17 protein-coding genes are annotated in these 15,184 nt (G+C 29.1%); 16 read left to right on the top strand and 1 reads right to left on the bottom strand.

What is annotated here, in order from left to right; translation table 11 throughout:
• Positions 1-7: 7 nt before the first annotated feature.
• The 4 genes from larA to HF520_RS09650 are packed head-to-tail and all read left to right on the top strand — an operon-like array spanning position 8 to position 4,777.
• A complete protein-coding gene (larA, locus tag HF520_RS09665) occupies positions 8-1,336 on the top strand; it encodes a nickel-dependent lactate racemase (RefSeq protein WP_168573829.1) in 1,329 nt (442 codons plus the stop codon).
• 20 nt (positions 1,337-1,356) lie between these two features.
• On the top strand, positions 1,357-2,145 hold the full coding sequence (locus tag HF520_RS09660) for an electron transfer flavoprotein subunit beta/FixA family protein (protein ID WP_168573828.1): 789 nt from the start codon (positions 1,357-1,359) through the stop codon (positions 2,143-2,145).
• Between the two features lie 13 nt (positions 2,146-2,158).
• The gene (locus tag HF520_RS09655; RefSeq protein ID WP_168573827.1) at positions 2,159-3,373 is read left to right on the top strand and encodes an FAD-binding protein; all 1,215 of its coding nucleotides are present in this window, start codon (positions 2,159-2,161) and stop codon (positions 3,371-3,373) included.
• A gap of 12 nt (positions 3,374-3,385) precedes the next feature.
• Entirely contained in the window at positions 3,386-4,777 is a 1,392-nt protein-coding gene (locus tag HF520_RS09650; protein ID WP_168573826.1) for an FAD-binding oxidoreductase, read from the top strand.
• An 80-nt stretch (positions 4,778-4,857) separates the two neighbouring features.
• On the opposite strand, the gene HF520_RS09645 is transcribed toward HF520_RS09650, so the two are convergent.
• A complete protein-coding gene (locus HF520_RS09645; protein ID WP_168573825.1) occupies positions 4,858-6,126 on the bottom strand; it encodes a nucleotidyltransferase in 1,269 nt (422 codons plus the stop codon).
• A 414-nt stretch (positions 6,127-6,540) separates the two neighbouring features.
• On the opposite strand from HF520_RS09645, the gene HF520_RS09640 reads away from it, so the two are divergent.
• The 12 genes from HF520_RS09640 (at position 6,541) to HF520_RS09585 (ending at position 15,101) form a co-directional block, all read left to right on the top strand.
• Positions 6,541-7,737: an acetate kinase gene (locus HF520_RS09640; RefSeq protein WP_168573824.1), complete on the top strand. Its 1,197-nt coding sequence runs from the start codon at positions 6,541-6,543 to the stop codon at positions 7,735-7,737.
• A gap of 160 nt (positions 7,738-7,897) precedes the next feature.
• On the top strand, positions 7,898-8,425 hold the full coding sequence (locus HF520_RS09635) for a YceD family protein (RefSeq protein ID WP_168573823.1): 528 nt from the start codon (positions 7,898-7,900) through the stop codon (positions 8,423-8,425).
• A gap of 13 nt (positions 8,426-8,438) precedes the next feature.
• On the top strand, positions 8,439-8,615 hold the full coding sequence (gene rpmF, locus HF520_RS09630) for a 50S ribosomal protein L32 (RefSeq protein WP_122638306.1): 177 nt from the start codon (positions 8,439-8,441) through the stop codon (positions 8,613-8,615).
• A 166-nt stretch (positions 8,616-8,781) separates the two neighbouring features.
• Positions 8,782-9,810: a phosphate acyltransferase PlsX gene (gene plsX, locus HF520_RS09625; RefSeq protein ID WP_168573822.1), complete on the top strand. Its 1,029-nt coding sequence runs from the start codon at positions 8,782-8,784 to the stop codon at positions 9,808-9,810.
• 152 nt (positions 9,811-9,962) lie between these two features.
• Positions 9,963-10,931, top strand: coding sequence for a stage III sporulation protein AA (gene spoIIIAA, locus HF520_RS09620; protein WP_168573821.1), 969 nt, complete (start codon positions 9,963-9,965; stop codon positions 10,929-10,931).
• Entirely contained in the window at positions 10,921-11,442 is a 522-nt protein-coding gene (locus HF520_RS09615; RefSeq protein WP_168573820.1) for a stage III sporulation protein AB, read from the top strand. The genes spoIIIAA and HF520_RS09615 overlap by 11 nt, the downstream gene beginning before the upstream one ends.
• A 10-nt stretch (positions 11,443-11,452) precedes the next feature.
• Positions 11,453-11,650, top strand: coding sequence for a stage III sporulation protein AC (spoIIIAC, locus tag HF520_RS09610; protein WP_168573819.1), 198 nt, complete (start codon positions 11,453-11,455; stop codon positions 11,648-11,650).
• Between the two features lie 24 nt (positions 11,651-11,674).
• Entirely contained in the window at positions 11,675-12,052 is a 378-nt protein-coding gene (gene spoIIIAD / locus HF520_RS09605) for a stage III sporulation protein AD (RefSeq protein WP_243155235.1), read from the top strand.
• 14 nt (positions 12,053-12,066) lie between these two features.
• The gene (spoIIIAE, locus tag HF520_RS09600; protein WP_168573817.1) at positions 12,067-13,248 is read left to right on the top strand and encodes a stage III sporulation protein AE; all 1,182 of its coding nucleotides are present in this window, start codon (positions 12,067-12,069) and stop codon (positions 13,246-13,248) included.
• Between the two features lie 12 nt (positions 13,249-13,260).
• Positions 13,261-13,836, top strand: coding sequence for a stage III sporulation protein AF (gene spoIIIAF, locus HF520_RS09595; RefSeq protein WP_168573816.1), 576 nt, complete (start codon positions 13,261-13,263; stop codon positions 13,834-13,836).
• A gap of 14 nt (positions 13,837-13,850) precedes the next feature.
• Complete coding sequence (locus HF520_RS09590) at positions 13,851-14,408, top strand: stage III sporulation protein AG (protein ID WP_168573815.1); 558 nt, start codon at positions 13,851-13,853, stop codon at positions 14,406-14,408.
• A gap of 24 nt (positions 14,409-14,432) precedes the next feature.
• Entirely contained in the window at positions 14,433-15,101 is a 669-nt protein-coding gene (locus HF520_RS09585) for a SpoIIIAH-like family protein (protein ID WP_168573814.1), read from the top strand.
• Positions 15,102-15,184: the final 83 nt, after the last annotated feature.

Here is a 15,184-nt window from a genome sequence, read left to right as displayed (position 1 = left end):
GGACAATATGTCGATTTTAAAAGTGCCTTATTCGAAAATGGGGATGAAGTTAAACATTCCAGATGAAAACCTATTAGCTGTTTTAGAGTCAAAAGCTCATAATTATGTTGTTAATAGGAGTGAAGAAGAAATAGTCGAAGAGTCTATGGATAATCCAATTGGTTCACCTAAACTTGAAGAGTTAGCTAAGGATAAAAAAAGCGTTGTAATAATAACTAGTGACCATACTAGACCAGTTCCAAGTAAAGTTACAATGCCTATAATTTTAAGACGATTAAGAGAAGGAAATCCAGATATAGATGTAAAGATTATAGTTGCAACAGGATTTCATAGACCTAGTACAAGAGAAGAATTAATTTATAAAATGGGAGAAGAGATAGTAAATAATGAAGAAATAATAATGCATGTATCTACAGATGATGATTCAATGGTAAAAGCAGGTGTACTTCCATCAGGAGGCGACTTTTATTTGAATAAAGTTGCTTTTGAAGCTGACTTATTGATAGCAGAAGGGTTTATAGAGCCACATTTCTTTGCTGGATTCTCAGGTGGAAGAAAGAGTGTTCTTCCAGGAATAGCATCAGCTAAGACTATTATGTACAATCACTGTAGTGAATTTATAGATAGTAAGTATGCAAGAACAGGGATAATTAATAATAATCCAATACATGAAGATATGGTATATGCAGCTAAAAAAGCAAATTTAGCTTTTATATTAAATGTAGTAATAGATAAGGATAAAAAAGTTATAGCATCTTTTGCAGGGGATGCTGAAAAAGCGCATAAAACAGGATGCGAATTTGTAACTGAGTTATCTAAAATAGATGCTCAAAATGCAGATATAGTTATAAGTACTAATGGAGGATATCCATTAGATCAAAATATATATCAATCAGTTAAAGGCATGACAGCGGCTGAGGCTACATGTAAAGAGGGTGGAGTAATAATAATGATCTCTGCTTGCAATGATGGTCACGGTGGTCAGTCTTTTTATGATAATATAGCGAATGCTTCTTCACCAAGTGAAATATTAGAAAATGTAAGGAAAGTTGAAAAAAGTGATACAGCACCAGATCAATGGGAGTTCCAGATATTAGCTAGAATACTAGAAAAATATACTGTCATAATAGTAACGGATCAATGTAATCCAGAAATGATAAAAAGTATGCATATGAAACATGCAAATACATTTGAAGAAGCTTTAAATATGGCTTTTGAAATAAAAGGTAAAGACGCTAAAATTACAGTTATTCCAGATGGAGTTTCAGTAATAGTAAAACCAAAAAAAGATTATAGTACAGATTCTGATAAAGAAGTAGCTGTACCAGTAAAATAAAGGGGATTGGAGGAATAGTAATGGAAATTTTAACATGTATAAAACAAGTTCCAGGTACAACCGAGGTAGAAGTAGATGAGGCTACAGGAGTACTAAAAAGAGATGGTGTAGATTCAAAAATGAATCCATATGATTTATTTGCACTTGAAACTGCACTTAGAATAAAAAAAGAAAAAAATGCTACATTAAAGGTAATAACAATGGGGCCACCTCAAGCTAAGCAAGTTATAGAAGAAAGTTTTATGATGGGTGCTGATGAGGGAGCAATAATAAGTGATAGAAGGTTTGCAGGAGCGGATGTACTAGCTACATCTTACACAATATCTCAAGGAATCAAAAAAATGGGCAATCCAGATATTATAATTTGTGGTAAGCAAACTACAGATGGAGATACAGCTCAAGTAGGTCCTGAGGTAGCAGAATTTTTAAATATACCTCATGTAACAAACGTAACTAAAATAATAGAAATAAAAGATGAAAGCATAGTAGTAGAAGTTGACATGCCAAATACATTGGAGGTATGTGAAATAAAATACCCATGCCTAATGACAGTAGAAAAAGATATATTCCAACCTAGACTACCTTCATTTAAATTAAAAGTACAAACTAAAGATAGAGAAATACCAATGTATACTTTAAATGATTTTGAAGATAAAGATGAAATGAATTATGGATTAAATGGGTCTCCTACTCAAGTTTTAAAAATATTCCCTCCAACTCCAAATACAGATAAAGATATATTAAGAGGAAGTGCTGAAGAGTTAAGTGAGGCTCTAGCAAATAAATTAAGAGATTTAAAATTAATTTAAGGGGGGATTAAAAGTGGCAAAAATAGTTGTAAATATGGAAAAGATTGAAGATATAAAAAGTGTGTTAGAGATTTGTCCTTTTGGAGCAATAGAAGATAATAACGGTAAAATAGAAATTGGCGCAGGTTGTAAAATGTGTAAAATGTGCGTAAAGAATGGTCCTAAAGGTGCATTTGAATTTATAGAAGAGAAGAAAGCAAGTATAAATAAAGATGAATGGAAAGGTATAACAGTATATGTTGATCATCATGAAGGCGAAATACATCCAGTAACATACGAACTTATAGGTAAGGCTCGTGAAATGGCAGCAAAAATAAATCATCCAGTATACTGTGTGTTTGTAGGTCATAACATAAAAGATAAATGTGATAACTTATTAGCATATGGAGTAGATGAAGTATTTGTTTATGATAATGAAGAATTTAAAGAGTTTAGAATAGAGCCGTATACTGCAGCTGTAGAAGATTATATAAATAGTGTAAAACCAACAATAATGTTAGTTGGAGGAACTACATTAGGTAGATCATTAGCTCCAAGACTTGCTGCTAGATTTAAAACAGGTCTTACAGCAGACTGTACAATACTTGATATACAAGAAAATACTGACTTAGATCAAATAAGACCAGCTTTTGGTGGGAATATAATGGCACATATACACACTCCTAATAATAGACCTCAATTTGCAACAGTTAGATATAAAATATTTTCAGCACCAGAAAAAATAGAAGTACCAACAGGGAAAATAACTTTATGTAATTTAGATAAAGAAAAATTATCATCTAATATAGAAGTTTTAGATATAAAATCTAAAACTAAAGAAGTAGGTCTTGAAGATGCAGAAATTATAGTAGTAGCAAGTAGAGCTATAAAGAAACAAGAAGATATGGAAATGATTTATAAATTAGCTGATAAGTTAGGTGCTCAAGTAGGTGGAACAAGACCAATGGTAGAAGCTGGATGGTTAGATCCAAGAAAGCAAATAGGGCTTAGTGGTAGAACTGTAAAACCTAAGTTAATAATAACATGTGGTGTTTCAGGTGCTGTTCAGTTTGTAGCAGGTATGAGTGGATCTGATTATATAATAGCTATAAACCAAGATGAAAAAGCTCCTATATTTGATGTAGCACATATGGCTTTAATAGGTGATATTTATGAGATAATTCCTAAGTTAATAGAAAAAATAGATGAAAAAAGTTTACAAATAGCTGTAGCGGCTGAAGAAGAGTAAGGGGGGATTTGTATGTATAAGACTATTGATAAAAATGATATAGATTTTTTACTTAGTGTATGTGATAAAGATGACGTAATAGTTGGAGATGAAATAAGTGAAGATTTTTCTCATGATGAATTAGGTGGTGTTGAAGAATATCCTGAAGTCCTTATAAATGCACGCAGCACAGAACAAGTTTCTAAAATAATGAAGTATGCTTATGAAAATAACATACCTGTAACTCCAAGAGGACAAGGAACAGGACTTGTTGGAGCATCCGTTGCTATACATGGTGGAATAATGATTAACTTAAGTAAAATGGATAAGATATTAGAATTAGATGAAGAAAACTTAACGCTAACAGTTGAGCCGGGTGTACTTCTTATGACAATAAGTCAATATGTTGAGGAAAGAGATTTATTTTATCCACCAGACCCAGGTGAAAAAAGTGCAACAATAGCAGGAAATATAAATACTAATGCAGGTGGAATGAGAGCTGTTAAATATGGTGTTACAAGAGATTATGTAAGAGGGCTTGAAGTTGTACTTCCAAATGGAGAAGTAATAAATGTAGGTGGTAAAGTAGTTAAAAATAGTTCTGGATATTCAATAAAAGATTTAATAGTAGGTTCAGAAGGTACTTTAGGTATAGTTACTAAAGCAACATTAAAATTACTTCCACTACCTAAAAAAGCAATAAGCTTACTAATACCATTCCCAGATTTAGAAATGGCAATAAATACTGTGCCAAAGATAATAAAATCAAAATCAATACCAACAGCTATAGAGTTTATGGAAAGAGATGTAATACTTGCAGCAGAAGATTTTTTAGGTAAAAAATTCCCAGATAATACATCTGATGCTTATCTATTGCTTACATTTGATGGAAATACAAAAGAAGATATAGAAAAAGAATATGAAAATGTTGCTAATCTTTGCTTAGAAAATGGTGCGTATGATGTATTTATATCAGATACACAAGAGAGAAATGAATCAATATGGTCTGCAAGAGGAGCGTTCCTTGAAGCTATAAAGGCATCTACTACAGAAATGGATGAATGTGATGTTGTAGTTCCTAGAGATAAAGTAGCAGAATTTATCAAATATACTCATGACTTACAAAATGAATTAAATGTTAGAATAAAAAGCTTTGGTCATGCAGGTGATGGAAATCTACATGTATATGTATTAAAGGATGATATGAACGAAGAGCAGTGGAATTTAAAATTAAAAGAAACTTTTGACCATATGTACGGAAAAGCTAGAGTATTAAGAGGTCAAGTATCTGGTGAGCATGGTATAGGGTATGCTAAGAAAGGATATTTACATGAATCTCAAAGTGAGATATATATGAATATAATTAAAAATATAAAATCTGCATTTGATCCTAAAAACTTATTAAATCCAGGTAAAATTTACTAAAAAAATAAAAGCTACCTTCAAAATAAAAAGATATTTGTAGGTAGCTTTTTATGTATTTTTTAGGATAATAAAAATAAATTTTATTTTATATAAGTTGGTGATATATAAAAATCCATAGGTCCTTTTAATAGATGTCTATTATTTTTATAATATACCATATTGTATATATTACTTGCTTTTACATCATAATCAATTAAAGTCTTAAGTTTATTATCATTCATAGAAAATTCAACCTTAGAAAACTTATTTATAATATTAACTTCAGAAGAGTTTTTTATGGATTTTAGTATTTCACGACCTTTGTTATTAAAAGCTAAAACCCTTATATAAGGAATGTAATCCATATTTTTTACTAAATTCATATCTTCTTTAGTTATACCAAGTAAAATATTATTAAGTGTACGTTTTATTTTAGTCAAAGTGTACCTTTTTGACTTTATAGATGAATGAAGCTCTTCTAATGATTTAGAAGTGAAAATACTTTGATAAATTTTATTTTCTATCCCTTCATTAACATCGAAATATCTATCTAAATGATTATTATCTCTAAGAATAATCGAAGATAAAGTATCAAAAAACATTTCATCAAAAATAGGATTAAAATTATTATTAATTTTCTCTTTTAAAATATTATAAGTAGGTTCTGGAACCACATTTGAAGCAAATGAAATTTCATTTCCATTTTTTAAGGCTTTTCTTATAGCAGTGGCAGAACAAATAGAATTATCTATTTTTTCAGAGTTATACTCTGAATTTATCCTAGTAATTGTAAAAGGAACAATATTACTTTTTAATTTTAGTAGACTTTTTACATATTCTATGCCTAAAATATTATTAGATGAGTTTAAAATACTTAAAAGGTCATCTTTAGATATATTAAGTAAATTATTGTTATTAATATAATCAAATAAAGCGTTGCTTCTAGCTGTAGGAAAAAGTAATCCTTCGTTTAGATATTTTTTTAAAGAAACTTTAAATTCATCTGGTTCATTGACTAATATTTTGGAAATTGTATAAAGAATATCAATATCACCAATTTCGCTACCAAAGCAAATTGAATTTATACAATTTAAAGAATTTAAAGTAGCTATAGCTCCATGAGAAAAAATTTCTGCACTTTGGCAAGCAAATAATGTAGGTAATTCAATAACTAAATCTACACCATTTTTAACAGCTGCACAAGCTCTTATGTGTTTATCAAATAAAGCAGGTTCTCCTCTTTGAAGGAAGTTACCACTCATAATAGCAACTGTATGTGTAGCATTGGTTATTTCTTTAGACTTTAATAAATGATATAAATGCCCATTATGGAATGGATTATATTCAACAACTAATCCAAGTATATTCATAAAATTTCTCCTTTTGTTAATCATAAAAGTAAGTTAAAAATCAAAAGCTATATAATTTAATTATTAGTATTACTTTGTATAAAAATAAAGGTAATTGATAGTATAAATAGAAATATATAGATATTTATATAGATTTTGATTATTTTATATATGTATTATATATGTAAATTGTTAATATTTATATAATAATATTGCAACAAAAAGATAAAAATAATATATAAGACAAGTTTTTTGTATATGGATTTAAAATATTCTGTAAATGCTATGTACTTTTTAAGTAAAAAGTGATATATTAATTATGATAAATGTTTAATGTATACAAGATTTCTCTTAGAAGTCGTACAAAGCAGTTAAATATAAGGTTTAGTAATAGACCTGTTAAATAGTATTGATAAAATTTAAGGAGGTATACTAATGAAAGTATTAGTATTAAACTGTGGTAGTTCTTCATTAAAGTATCAATTAATAGATATGTCAAATGAAGCTGTATTATGTGTAGGTTTAGTTGAAAGAATAGGTATAGAAGGTTCTATACTTAAGCAAGAAAAAGACGGTGTAGAAGGTAAGTACATAGTTGAACAACCAATGAAAAACCATGAAGATGCTATAAAATTAGTATTAGATGCTGTTCTTGATCCAACTTACGGTGGAGTAAAAGAAATGAGCGAAATAGAAGCTGTTGGACACAGAGTTGTACACGGTGGTGAAAAGTTTGCTTCATCTGTAGTAATAACTGAAGAAGTTGAAAATACTATAAAAGAATGTATAGATTTAGCTCCACTTCACAACCCAGCAAACATAATGGGAATAGATGCTTGTAAAGCTATACTTCCAGGGGTACCAATGGTAGCTGTATTTGATACTGCTTTCCATCAAACAATGCCTAAAAAATCTTACTTATATGGTTTACCTCATGAGTTATACACTAAATACGGTGTAAGAAGATACGGATTCCACGGAACTTCTCACAAGTATGTATCTCAAAGAGCTGCTGCTATGTTAGGAAAGAACATAGAAGATGTTAAGATAATAACTTGCCACTTAGGAAATGGAGCTTCTATAGCTGCTGTTGATGGTGGTAAATGTGTAGATACTTCTATGGGATTCACTCCATTAGAAGGATTAATAATGGGAACTAGATGTGGAGATATAGATCCAGCTATAATACCATTCTTAATGAGAAAAGAAAACTTAGATGCAGATGGAATAGATAACGTAATGAACAAGCAATCTGGAGTATACGGTATGACTGGTATATCAAGTGACTTCAGAGATATAGAAGATGCTGCTGCTAAGGGTGACGAAAAAGCTCAAGTTGCATTAGATGCTTATGCTCAAAGAGTTAAGAAATATATAGGATCTTACGCTGCTGAAATGAACGGTGTTGATGCTGTTGTATTCACTGCTGGTGTAGGTGAAAACGGAATAGATATGAGAGAAGCTATAGCTACTAACATGGAATTCTTAGGAATGAAGTTAGATAAAGAAGCTAACAAAGTTAGAGGAAAAGAAACTGTAATATCTACTGAAGATTCTGCAGTTAAGATATTATTAATACCAACTAACGAAGAATTAATGATAGCTAGAGATACTGTAGCTTTAGTTAAATAATTAAAAATACTTTAATTGGATATAATAAAGTCAAGGTAGGTTAATCACCTACCTTAACTTATGCTCACATTATTTACAAATTTATCTATCAAGTAAAAATACTTGACAAACAATGATGAGATTTGTATAATTAATTTGGCAATATTATTGAGGTGAAAACATGATTATTAGTCTAGATAAATTAAATAGAAGAGAAACTGATAAAATAGACTTGAATTTTTCTCAAAAAATTGATACTATTAATTACTGTGATGGCATATATAAGCTAACTTCACCTATTAATGTAGATGGTAAGATATCAAACACTAACAAAGGTTTATATATTGATGTTAATGTTGATTTTACACTTCTTGAAAATTGTTCAAGATGCTTAGATGAAGTGGAAGTACCTGTTAACTACGATATACAAGGATTCTTAGTAAAAGAGGATTTTGATGAAGATAGTTTTGAGGATGATGATGCTTTCATATATGATGGACAGGAAGTTAATCTTCTTGATATTATAGAGCAAACTATAGACTTTAATTTAACAGCACAGGTTCTTTGTGATGAAGACTGTGAGGGTCTTTGCCAAGGATGTGGAGCTAACTTAAATAGAGAAGAATGCTCTTGTGATGAAATTGCGAACGACGAGGAGATTATAGATCCCCGTTTTGCTAAATTAAAAGATTTGTTTAAAAATGACTAAGGAGGTGGCGTAAATGGCAGTACCAAAGCGTAAGACGTCTAAATCAAAAACTAAAATGAGAAGAGCGGCTAACTCACAAATGACAGCAACTGGATTTGTAAGTTGTCCACAATGTCATGAGCCAAAATTACCACATAGAGTGTGTCCAGATTGCGGATATTATAAAGGTAAAGAAGTTGTTTCTAAGTAATGACTTCTAAAAAACATGTAGAGTACTCTACATGTTTTTTTTTTTACAAACTAATAATTTAAAACTTATTATTAGAGGGTATTCTAATATATATCTAAAATAATTTAAGAATAGAGTTAAATAAATATTTTATAAAATAATTTAAATATAGAAAGGAAGGTTTATTATGAAAATTGTAATAGATGGAATGGGCGGAGATAATGCACCTAAATCCAACGTAGAAGGCGTTGTAAGCGCAATTAAAGAATATAATATAGATATTATAATAACTGGTGATAAAGAAGTCTTAGAAAAGGAATTTGCCAACTATGACTTTGATAGAAGCAAATTAGAAATAGTACATACAACAGAGGTAATAGAAAATGAAGATAAACCAGTAAAAGCAATTAGAAGTAAAAAAGATTCTTCAATGGTAGTTGCACTAAGACTTGTAAAAGAAGGAAAAGCTGATGCTATAGTTTCAGCAGGAAGTACAGGTGCTTTACTTGCAGGAGGACTATTTGTAGTAGGTAGAATTAAAGGTATAGATAGACCATGTTTATGCCCAGCTATACCAAATGTTAAAAGAGGTATGACTTTAATTGCAGATGGTGGAGCAAATGCTGATTGTAAAGTTAGAAACTTAGTTGAGTTTGCAGCAATGACTAATATTTATTCTAAAAAAGTTTTAGGGATAGAAAGTCCTAGAATTTCTTTAGCTAATATAGGTTCAGAAGAAGGCAAGGGAAATGAGTTAGTAAAACAGTCTTATGAAGAACTTAAAAAAATGAATATAAACTTTATAGGAAACTTAGAAGCAAGAGATGTGATAAATGCAAAAACAGACGTAATAGTATGTGATGGATTTACAGGAAATATATTATTAAAGTCTACAGAAGGTGTAGCAATGTCTGTTATGAAACTTTTGAAAGAAACATTCTTAGCTAGTACTAAAGGTAAAATTGGAGCAATGTTATTAAAGGATGACTTAAAAGAATTAAAATCATTTATGGATTATTCAGAGTATGGAGGAGCGCCTCTTTTAGGTGTAAATGGAGGAGTTATAAAAGCTCATGGTAGTTCAAATGGTAAGGCAATAAAGAATGCGATTAACCAAGGTATAAAGTTTGCTAAAGGGAATGTATTAAAAGATATAGAAGCGTTTGTTCAAGCTTCTAAAGAAAAAGAAGAAAGTAAAAATGAAGATAGCAAGTAAAGTTAAAGTGTAGAGTTACCTAAAAAGGTAACTCTTTTTTATGTGTAAAATTTTATAAATTGAATTTTTATTAAAAATCAAAATCAGTTTTTTTAGTAATAATTTGCATAGCTAATAAATATAAATATATAAACTAGAAAGGAGGACAAGATATGAAAAATATATCTGATGAAATTATAAACTCTCTTTCGTTAAACTTAAGAGAAAAAATAAAAAAACTACCTAAAAGTAATCTAAATATTGAAGAAATAAGGCTTAGAGCTCAAAAACCACTAATATTAAATGCTAATAACAAAGATTATTTTTATAACGAAAAAGATAATGATTTAGGAATAAAAATGGACAAACCATATATTGTAACTAGAGAAGACATTGAACAAACATTTCAAATTATATGTAAGTATTCTATTCATACTTTTATGGATGATATAACAAAAGGATTTATAACTTTAAGGGGTGGGCATAGAGTTGGAATAGTAGGAAAAGCAATCGTTGAAAATGGACAAGTGAAAAATATAAAGCATATATCATCTTTAAATATAAGAATTTCAAGAGAAATTATAGGATGCTCTGATAAAATTTTAGATCATATAATAAAAGATAACAATCAAGTTAACAATACTTTGATTATTTCTCCACCTCAATGTGGTAAGACAACCTTATTAAGAGATATAGTAAGAAACTTAAGCAATGGAAATAAAAGATTTGGATTCAAGGGGACGAAGGTGGCTTTAATAGATGAACGTAATGAAATAGGTGGATCTTATTTAGGAGTTCCACAAATGGATGTTGGAATAAGAACTGATATTATAGAAACATGCCCTAAAGATATAGGTATAATCATGCTTTTAAGATCTATGTCGCCAAATGTAATCGTTACAGATGAAATAGGCAATGAAAAAGAAGTTAAAGCTTTATATACAGCATTAAATGGTGGTGTAAGCTTAATTACAACTGTACATGGAGATTCTATTGATGATATAAAAGGAAGAAAAGAATTAAGTCATTTATTGGATAGAGAACTGTTTAAAAAAGTTATTATATTGTCAGCAAGAAAAGGGCCTGGAACAGTTGAAAAAATATATGACTTAGAAGAAAAGAGATGGTATTTTGCAAATTAAAGTAGTTATTATTGGAGTTCTCATAGGGTGTAGTTACTTAATTGGAGATTTTATATACAAGTCTTATATAAAAAGGCATAAATCATTAAATGATCTCATAAGAATATTAGAGATAGTAAGGATGGACTTGTCATTTGGGTTATACACTCTAGAAGAGGTCTTCAGTAGAGTAGGTAATAAAGAAGATTACTGCTTATCGAAATTCTTTAAATCAATGGCGTATGATTTAAGTAATAATGACTATAAAGTATTAGAAGATATTCTAGATGATAATTTATGTATTTTAACAAATGAAACTTATTTACAAAATAAGGAAGTCGAAGAATTAAAGACACTTATACTTACATTAGGTAAAAGTGATATTGCATCTCAAGAAAGGATGATAAGTCTAAGTGTAGAAAATTTAAAAAAATTAACAACTGATAGCAAAGAAGACATAAGCAAAAAAGGGAATTTGTACAAGCAACTTATAACTTTTTTAGGTATATGTATAGGAATAATTTTGGTATAGGAGGATGAAAATGGATATAACTTTAATATTAAAAGTTGCAGGTGTGGGAATATTAATATCAGTTTTAAATATGATTTTAGATAAGGCTGATAGAAAAGATTGGTCTACGTTTACAACTCTAGCTGGGGTAATTATAGTGCTTGGAATAGTATTAACTGAGATAAGTGATTTATTTAATACAGTTAGAACAATGTTTCAGCTTTACTAAAGAGGAGGCGATATCTTGGATGTAATGCAGTTAGTGGGGGTTGCTATAATTGCTACAACTCTTTGCCTCATAATAAGAAAAGATAGACCAGAAATGGCAAATTTTATAGCAATAATAACTGGGGTTACGATATTATTATCGGTCATATTTAAATTAAATTTTATTATAGAGGGAATACAAGACTTAGCTAATAAAGCAAATATTCCGAGCATATACATATCTTTGATAATTAAGTTAATAGGGATTGCATATATTATGGAATTTGCTATACAACTTTGTAATGATTGTGGAGAAAAAAATATAGCTTCTAAATTAGAATTTGGAGGGAAAATAATAGTAATGACAATGTCATTCCCTATACTTCTTTCTATTGTAGAAATGATATTAAATATAATCCCATAGGAGAATGATTACTTATGAAAAAAAAATTATTAGGTATTTTGTTAACAGCTCTTACAATACTTAATTTATCCATAACCTGCTTTGCAGAAGATGATTCAAAGGAAAGTTATGACGAAGCAAAAAGTAGTATTGACCTTTATATAGATAGCCAACTTGATAAAGTTAGTGTAGACGAAATTGAAAAGTATATAAGAGATGATGTTGCGGTTAAAGATATAGATTTAAAACAATTTGTAAAAGATCTGATTAGCGGTAAGCAGAGCATATTAGATTTATTTGAGAAAGAGAAAATAAAAGCTACAGTATTTAGTGAATTGAAAGTTAGCTTAAAAGTAGTAGCGACAATTTTGGTACTAGCGTTACTTTCATCTATATTAAAAAGTCTAGAAAATTCCTTTTCTTCAGGAAATATAAGTAAAATAACAACATATATAATTTTCATAACAATGGTGTCACTTACTCTAATTGGTTTTAAAGATGTTTTAACAATATGCTATAGAACTATAAATAGTACAGTAGGACTGATGCAAGTTATAATGCCAATCTTAATTACATTTTTAACTTTAATGGGATTCCCAATAACATCCACAGCTCTTAATCCAATATTTTTAGGTGGGGTTACACTAATAAATATTATATTTAAAGAATTTATGTTTACATCTATCACAGTAGTATTTGCAATTCTAGTTATAAATAATTTATCACAAAGCATAAAACTAAGTAAACTTTCTTCATTTATTAAAAATATAAATATAGTTACTATAGGAGCAATGTTCACTATTTACTTAGGTCTTGTATCTATTCAAGGTATATATGTAACTAGTTTTGATAAGTTTAGTGTAAAAACAGTAAAATTTGCAATAGGAAACTTCATACCAGTAGTAGGTGGGTTTGTATCAGATTCAGTTGACATTTTGCTATCTTCATCTCAGCTTATTAAAAATGTATTTGGCGGAATTGGATTAGTAATATTAATTGGTATCTGCTTAGTTCCAATAATAAAAATTTTATCTGTAATAATTGTATATAAAGTTGCAGCAGTTGTAGTAGAACCAGTAGGGGAAGAAAGTATGTCTAGTTTTTTAAATGATGTGGCAAATTTAATGGTAATAATGCTAGCGTGTGTAATAGCTATAATGATTATGTTCTTCGTAACAATAGCGATTTTAACATCCATTAGTGTAGTAACTCATTAGGAGGTGCCTTAAGTGATAGAGAGCTTAAAATCTTGGATTATAACTATACTAATAGGCGCTTTTATAGTAAGTATAGTTGATATGCTTTTACCAAAGTCAAAAATAAAGCCATACATAAATTTAGTAGTAAATTTTATATTTGTATTCATAGTAATAACACCCATAATTAGTTTGTTTTCAGGTGATTTTAGCTTAGAAGATAAAATATTAAAAATGATGAGTGATTATAATAAAGAATATATAGAAAGTAGTAATAAATTAGCAAGTGAATCTGGAACTAATAGTTTGGCAAATAATTATGAAGAAGGATTAAAACAAGTTCTTAAATTAAAGCTAGATGAGTATGGATATGAATTAGAAGATATAGAGTTTGAAGGATCTGATATTAGCAACATAAAACTAAAAGAAAAAAATAATAGTAATAAATTAGAGAATGAGGACATACAATCTAGTGAAAATGAAAAAACAAAACCAGTGTTTAAGAATGATGAAAAGCAGCAAAATGAATCAAGCTTAGATCAACAAAAACTAAAAGATGACTTAGTTGAAATACTTGATGTATCAATTGAGACTATAGAAATTGATTAATAGGGGTTGAGTAAATGTTTAAAAACTTAAACGAAAAAGATAAGAAAAAGATATACTCACTGCTATCTTTAGGAATTATATGTGTGCTGGCTCTCATAATAATATCCTGTATTCCTGAAGATGAAAATACGGCTTCAGATGAAAATGTAGCTCAAGTAGAACAACAGCAGGAAGAAGAAATTTCAAGTAGTGAACAAAAAGATTTAGAAAAAAAATTAGAAAGTATCTTAAGTAAAATTAATGGTGTAGGAGATGTTAATGTGATGATTACTTTTGAGTCGAGTGAAGAGCTTCAACCAGCATTCAATAGTAATTCAACCACAGAAACTACAGAAGAAAAAGATGCTCAAGGTGGAGAAAGAAAGGTTACAACAGAAAGTGAAAATAAAACAATGATAACTAGTAATTCTAATTCACCAGTAATATTAAAAACAACAGAGGCTAAAATTAAAGGAGTTTTAGTTGTTGCAAGTGGAGCTAATGATTCTAAAGTAAAAGAATTGCTTTATAGTGCTGTACAAACTGCATTACAAGTAGATGGACATCAAGTTCAGATAATGAGTTCTAAATAAATACATATAACCGGGGGGATAAAAATGAGATTTAATTATAAGAATAGAGGATTTGTAGTAATAACTTTATCAGCAATGTTAGTAGTTGTAGGTGTAGTAAATTATCAATTAAGTAAAAAATCAGCATTAGATGTATCTAAAGAGTTTAAAGCTTATGAGCAAGCTCAACTTAGTAAAAATACAGATGAAAATAGTGAAGGAAATAGCACTGAAGTCGATATAGTTGATAGTAAATCTAGTGAAGAAATTGCAGAAAATGAAAGCGAGGTAACTGAAAAAGTAACTGAAACAAGTAAAGAAATAGAGGCACAGTTAACATCAAAAGAAAATATGCAAAAATCTTCATACATATTAGATATGAAAATGACTAGAGAAAAGCAAAGAAATGACTTGGCTCAAAGTTTAAATGAAATGATAAATAATCCTTCAACATCTGATGAAACAAGAAAAGAAGCATCTGAAATGAAATTGAAATTAGTAAAAGAGCAGGAGACAGAATTAAAAATAGAAAATCTATTAAGCACAAAAGGATTTGAAGATGCATTAGTATATATAAGTGATGGAATTGTAAATGTAGTTGTAAATGAAGAAGAATTAAAAAAAGAAGAGGCAGCTAAAATATTTGATTTAGTAGCAGAACAAGCTGATGTAAAATATGAAAATATTAAATTAATGAATAATCAACAAGATTAGAAGTGACGCTAATATATTATAAAGAATAACAACTATAGGTACAAAAATATATAATGATTAGAATATAAATAATATGGTTAATA

It is taken from the genome of Romboutsia sp. CE17 (genome assembly GCF_012317385.1).
Lineage (GTDB): Bacteria > Bacillota > Clostridia > Peptostreptococcales > Peptostreptococcaceae > Romboutsia_E.
The sequence above is the reverse complement of the archived record's forward strand: the minus strand, read 5'-3'. Positions and strand labels throughout refer to the sequence as shown.

Excerpts from the sequence above, each read along its gene's own strand:
- HF520_RS09650 (WP_168573826.1), top strand. The coding sequence starts at position 3,386 with ATGTATAAGACTATTGATAAAAATGATATAGATTTTTTACTTAGTGTA.
- HF520_RS09645 (WP_168573825.1), bottom strand. The coding sequence starts at position 6,126 with ATGAATATACTTGGATTAGTTGTTGAATATAATCCATTCCATAATGGG.
- rpmF (WP_122638306.1), top strand. The coding sequence starts at position 8,439 with ATGGCAGTACCAAAGCGTAAGACGTCTAAATCAAAAACTAAAATGAGA.
- plsX (WP_168573822.1), top strand. The coding sequence starts at position 8,782 with ATGAAAATTGTAATAGATGGAATGGGCGGAGATAATGCACCTAAATCC.
- spoIIIAE (WP_168573817.1), top strand. The coding sequence starts at position 12,067 with ATGAAAAAAAAATTATTAGGTATTTTGTTAACAGCTCTTACAATACTT.
- HF520_RS09590 (WP_168573815.1), top strand. The coding sequence starts at position 13,851 with ATGTTTAAAAACTTAAACGAAAAAGATAAGAAAAAGATATACTCACTG.
- HF520_RS09635 (WP_168573823.1), top strand. The coding sequence starts at position 7,898 with ATGATTATTAGTCTAGATAAATTAAATAGAAGAGAAACTGATAAAATA.
- spoIIIAD (WP_243155235.1), top strand. The coding sequence starts at position 11,675 with ATGCAGTTAGTGGGGGTTGCTATAATTGCTACAACTCTTTGCCTCATA.
- HF520_RS09585 (WP_168573814.1), top strand. The coding sequence starts at position 14,433 with ATGAGATTTAATTATAAGAATAGAGGATTTGTAGTAATAACTTTATCA.
- spoIIIAC (WP_168573819.1), top strand. The coding sequence starts at position 11,453 with ATGGATATAACTTTAATATTAAAAGTTGCAGGTGTGGGAATATTAATA.
- spoIIIAA (WP_168573821.1), top strand. The coding sequence starts at position 9,963 with ATGAAAAATATATCTGATGAAATTATAAACTCTCTTTCGTTAAACTTA.
- HF520_RS09640 (WP_168573824.1), top strand. The coding sequence starts at position 6,541 with ATGAAAGTATTAGTATTAAACTGTGGTAGTTCTTCATTAAAGTATCAA.
- larA (WP_168573829.1), top strand. The coding sequence starts at position 8 with ATGTCGATTTTAAAAGTGCCTTATTCGAAAATGGGGATGAAGTTAAAC.
- HF520_RS09660 (WP_168573828.1), top strand. The coding sequence starts at position 1,357 with ATGGAAATTTTAACATGTATAAAACAAGTTCCAGGTACAACCGAGGTA.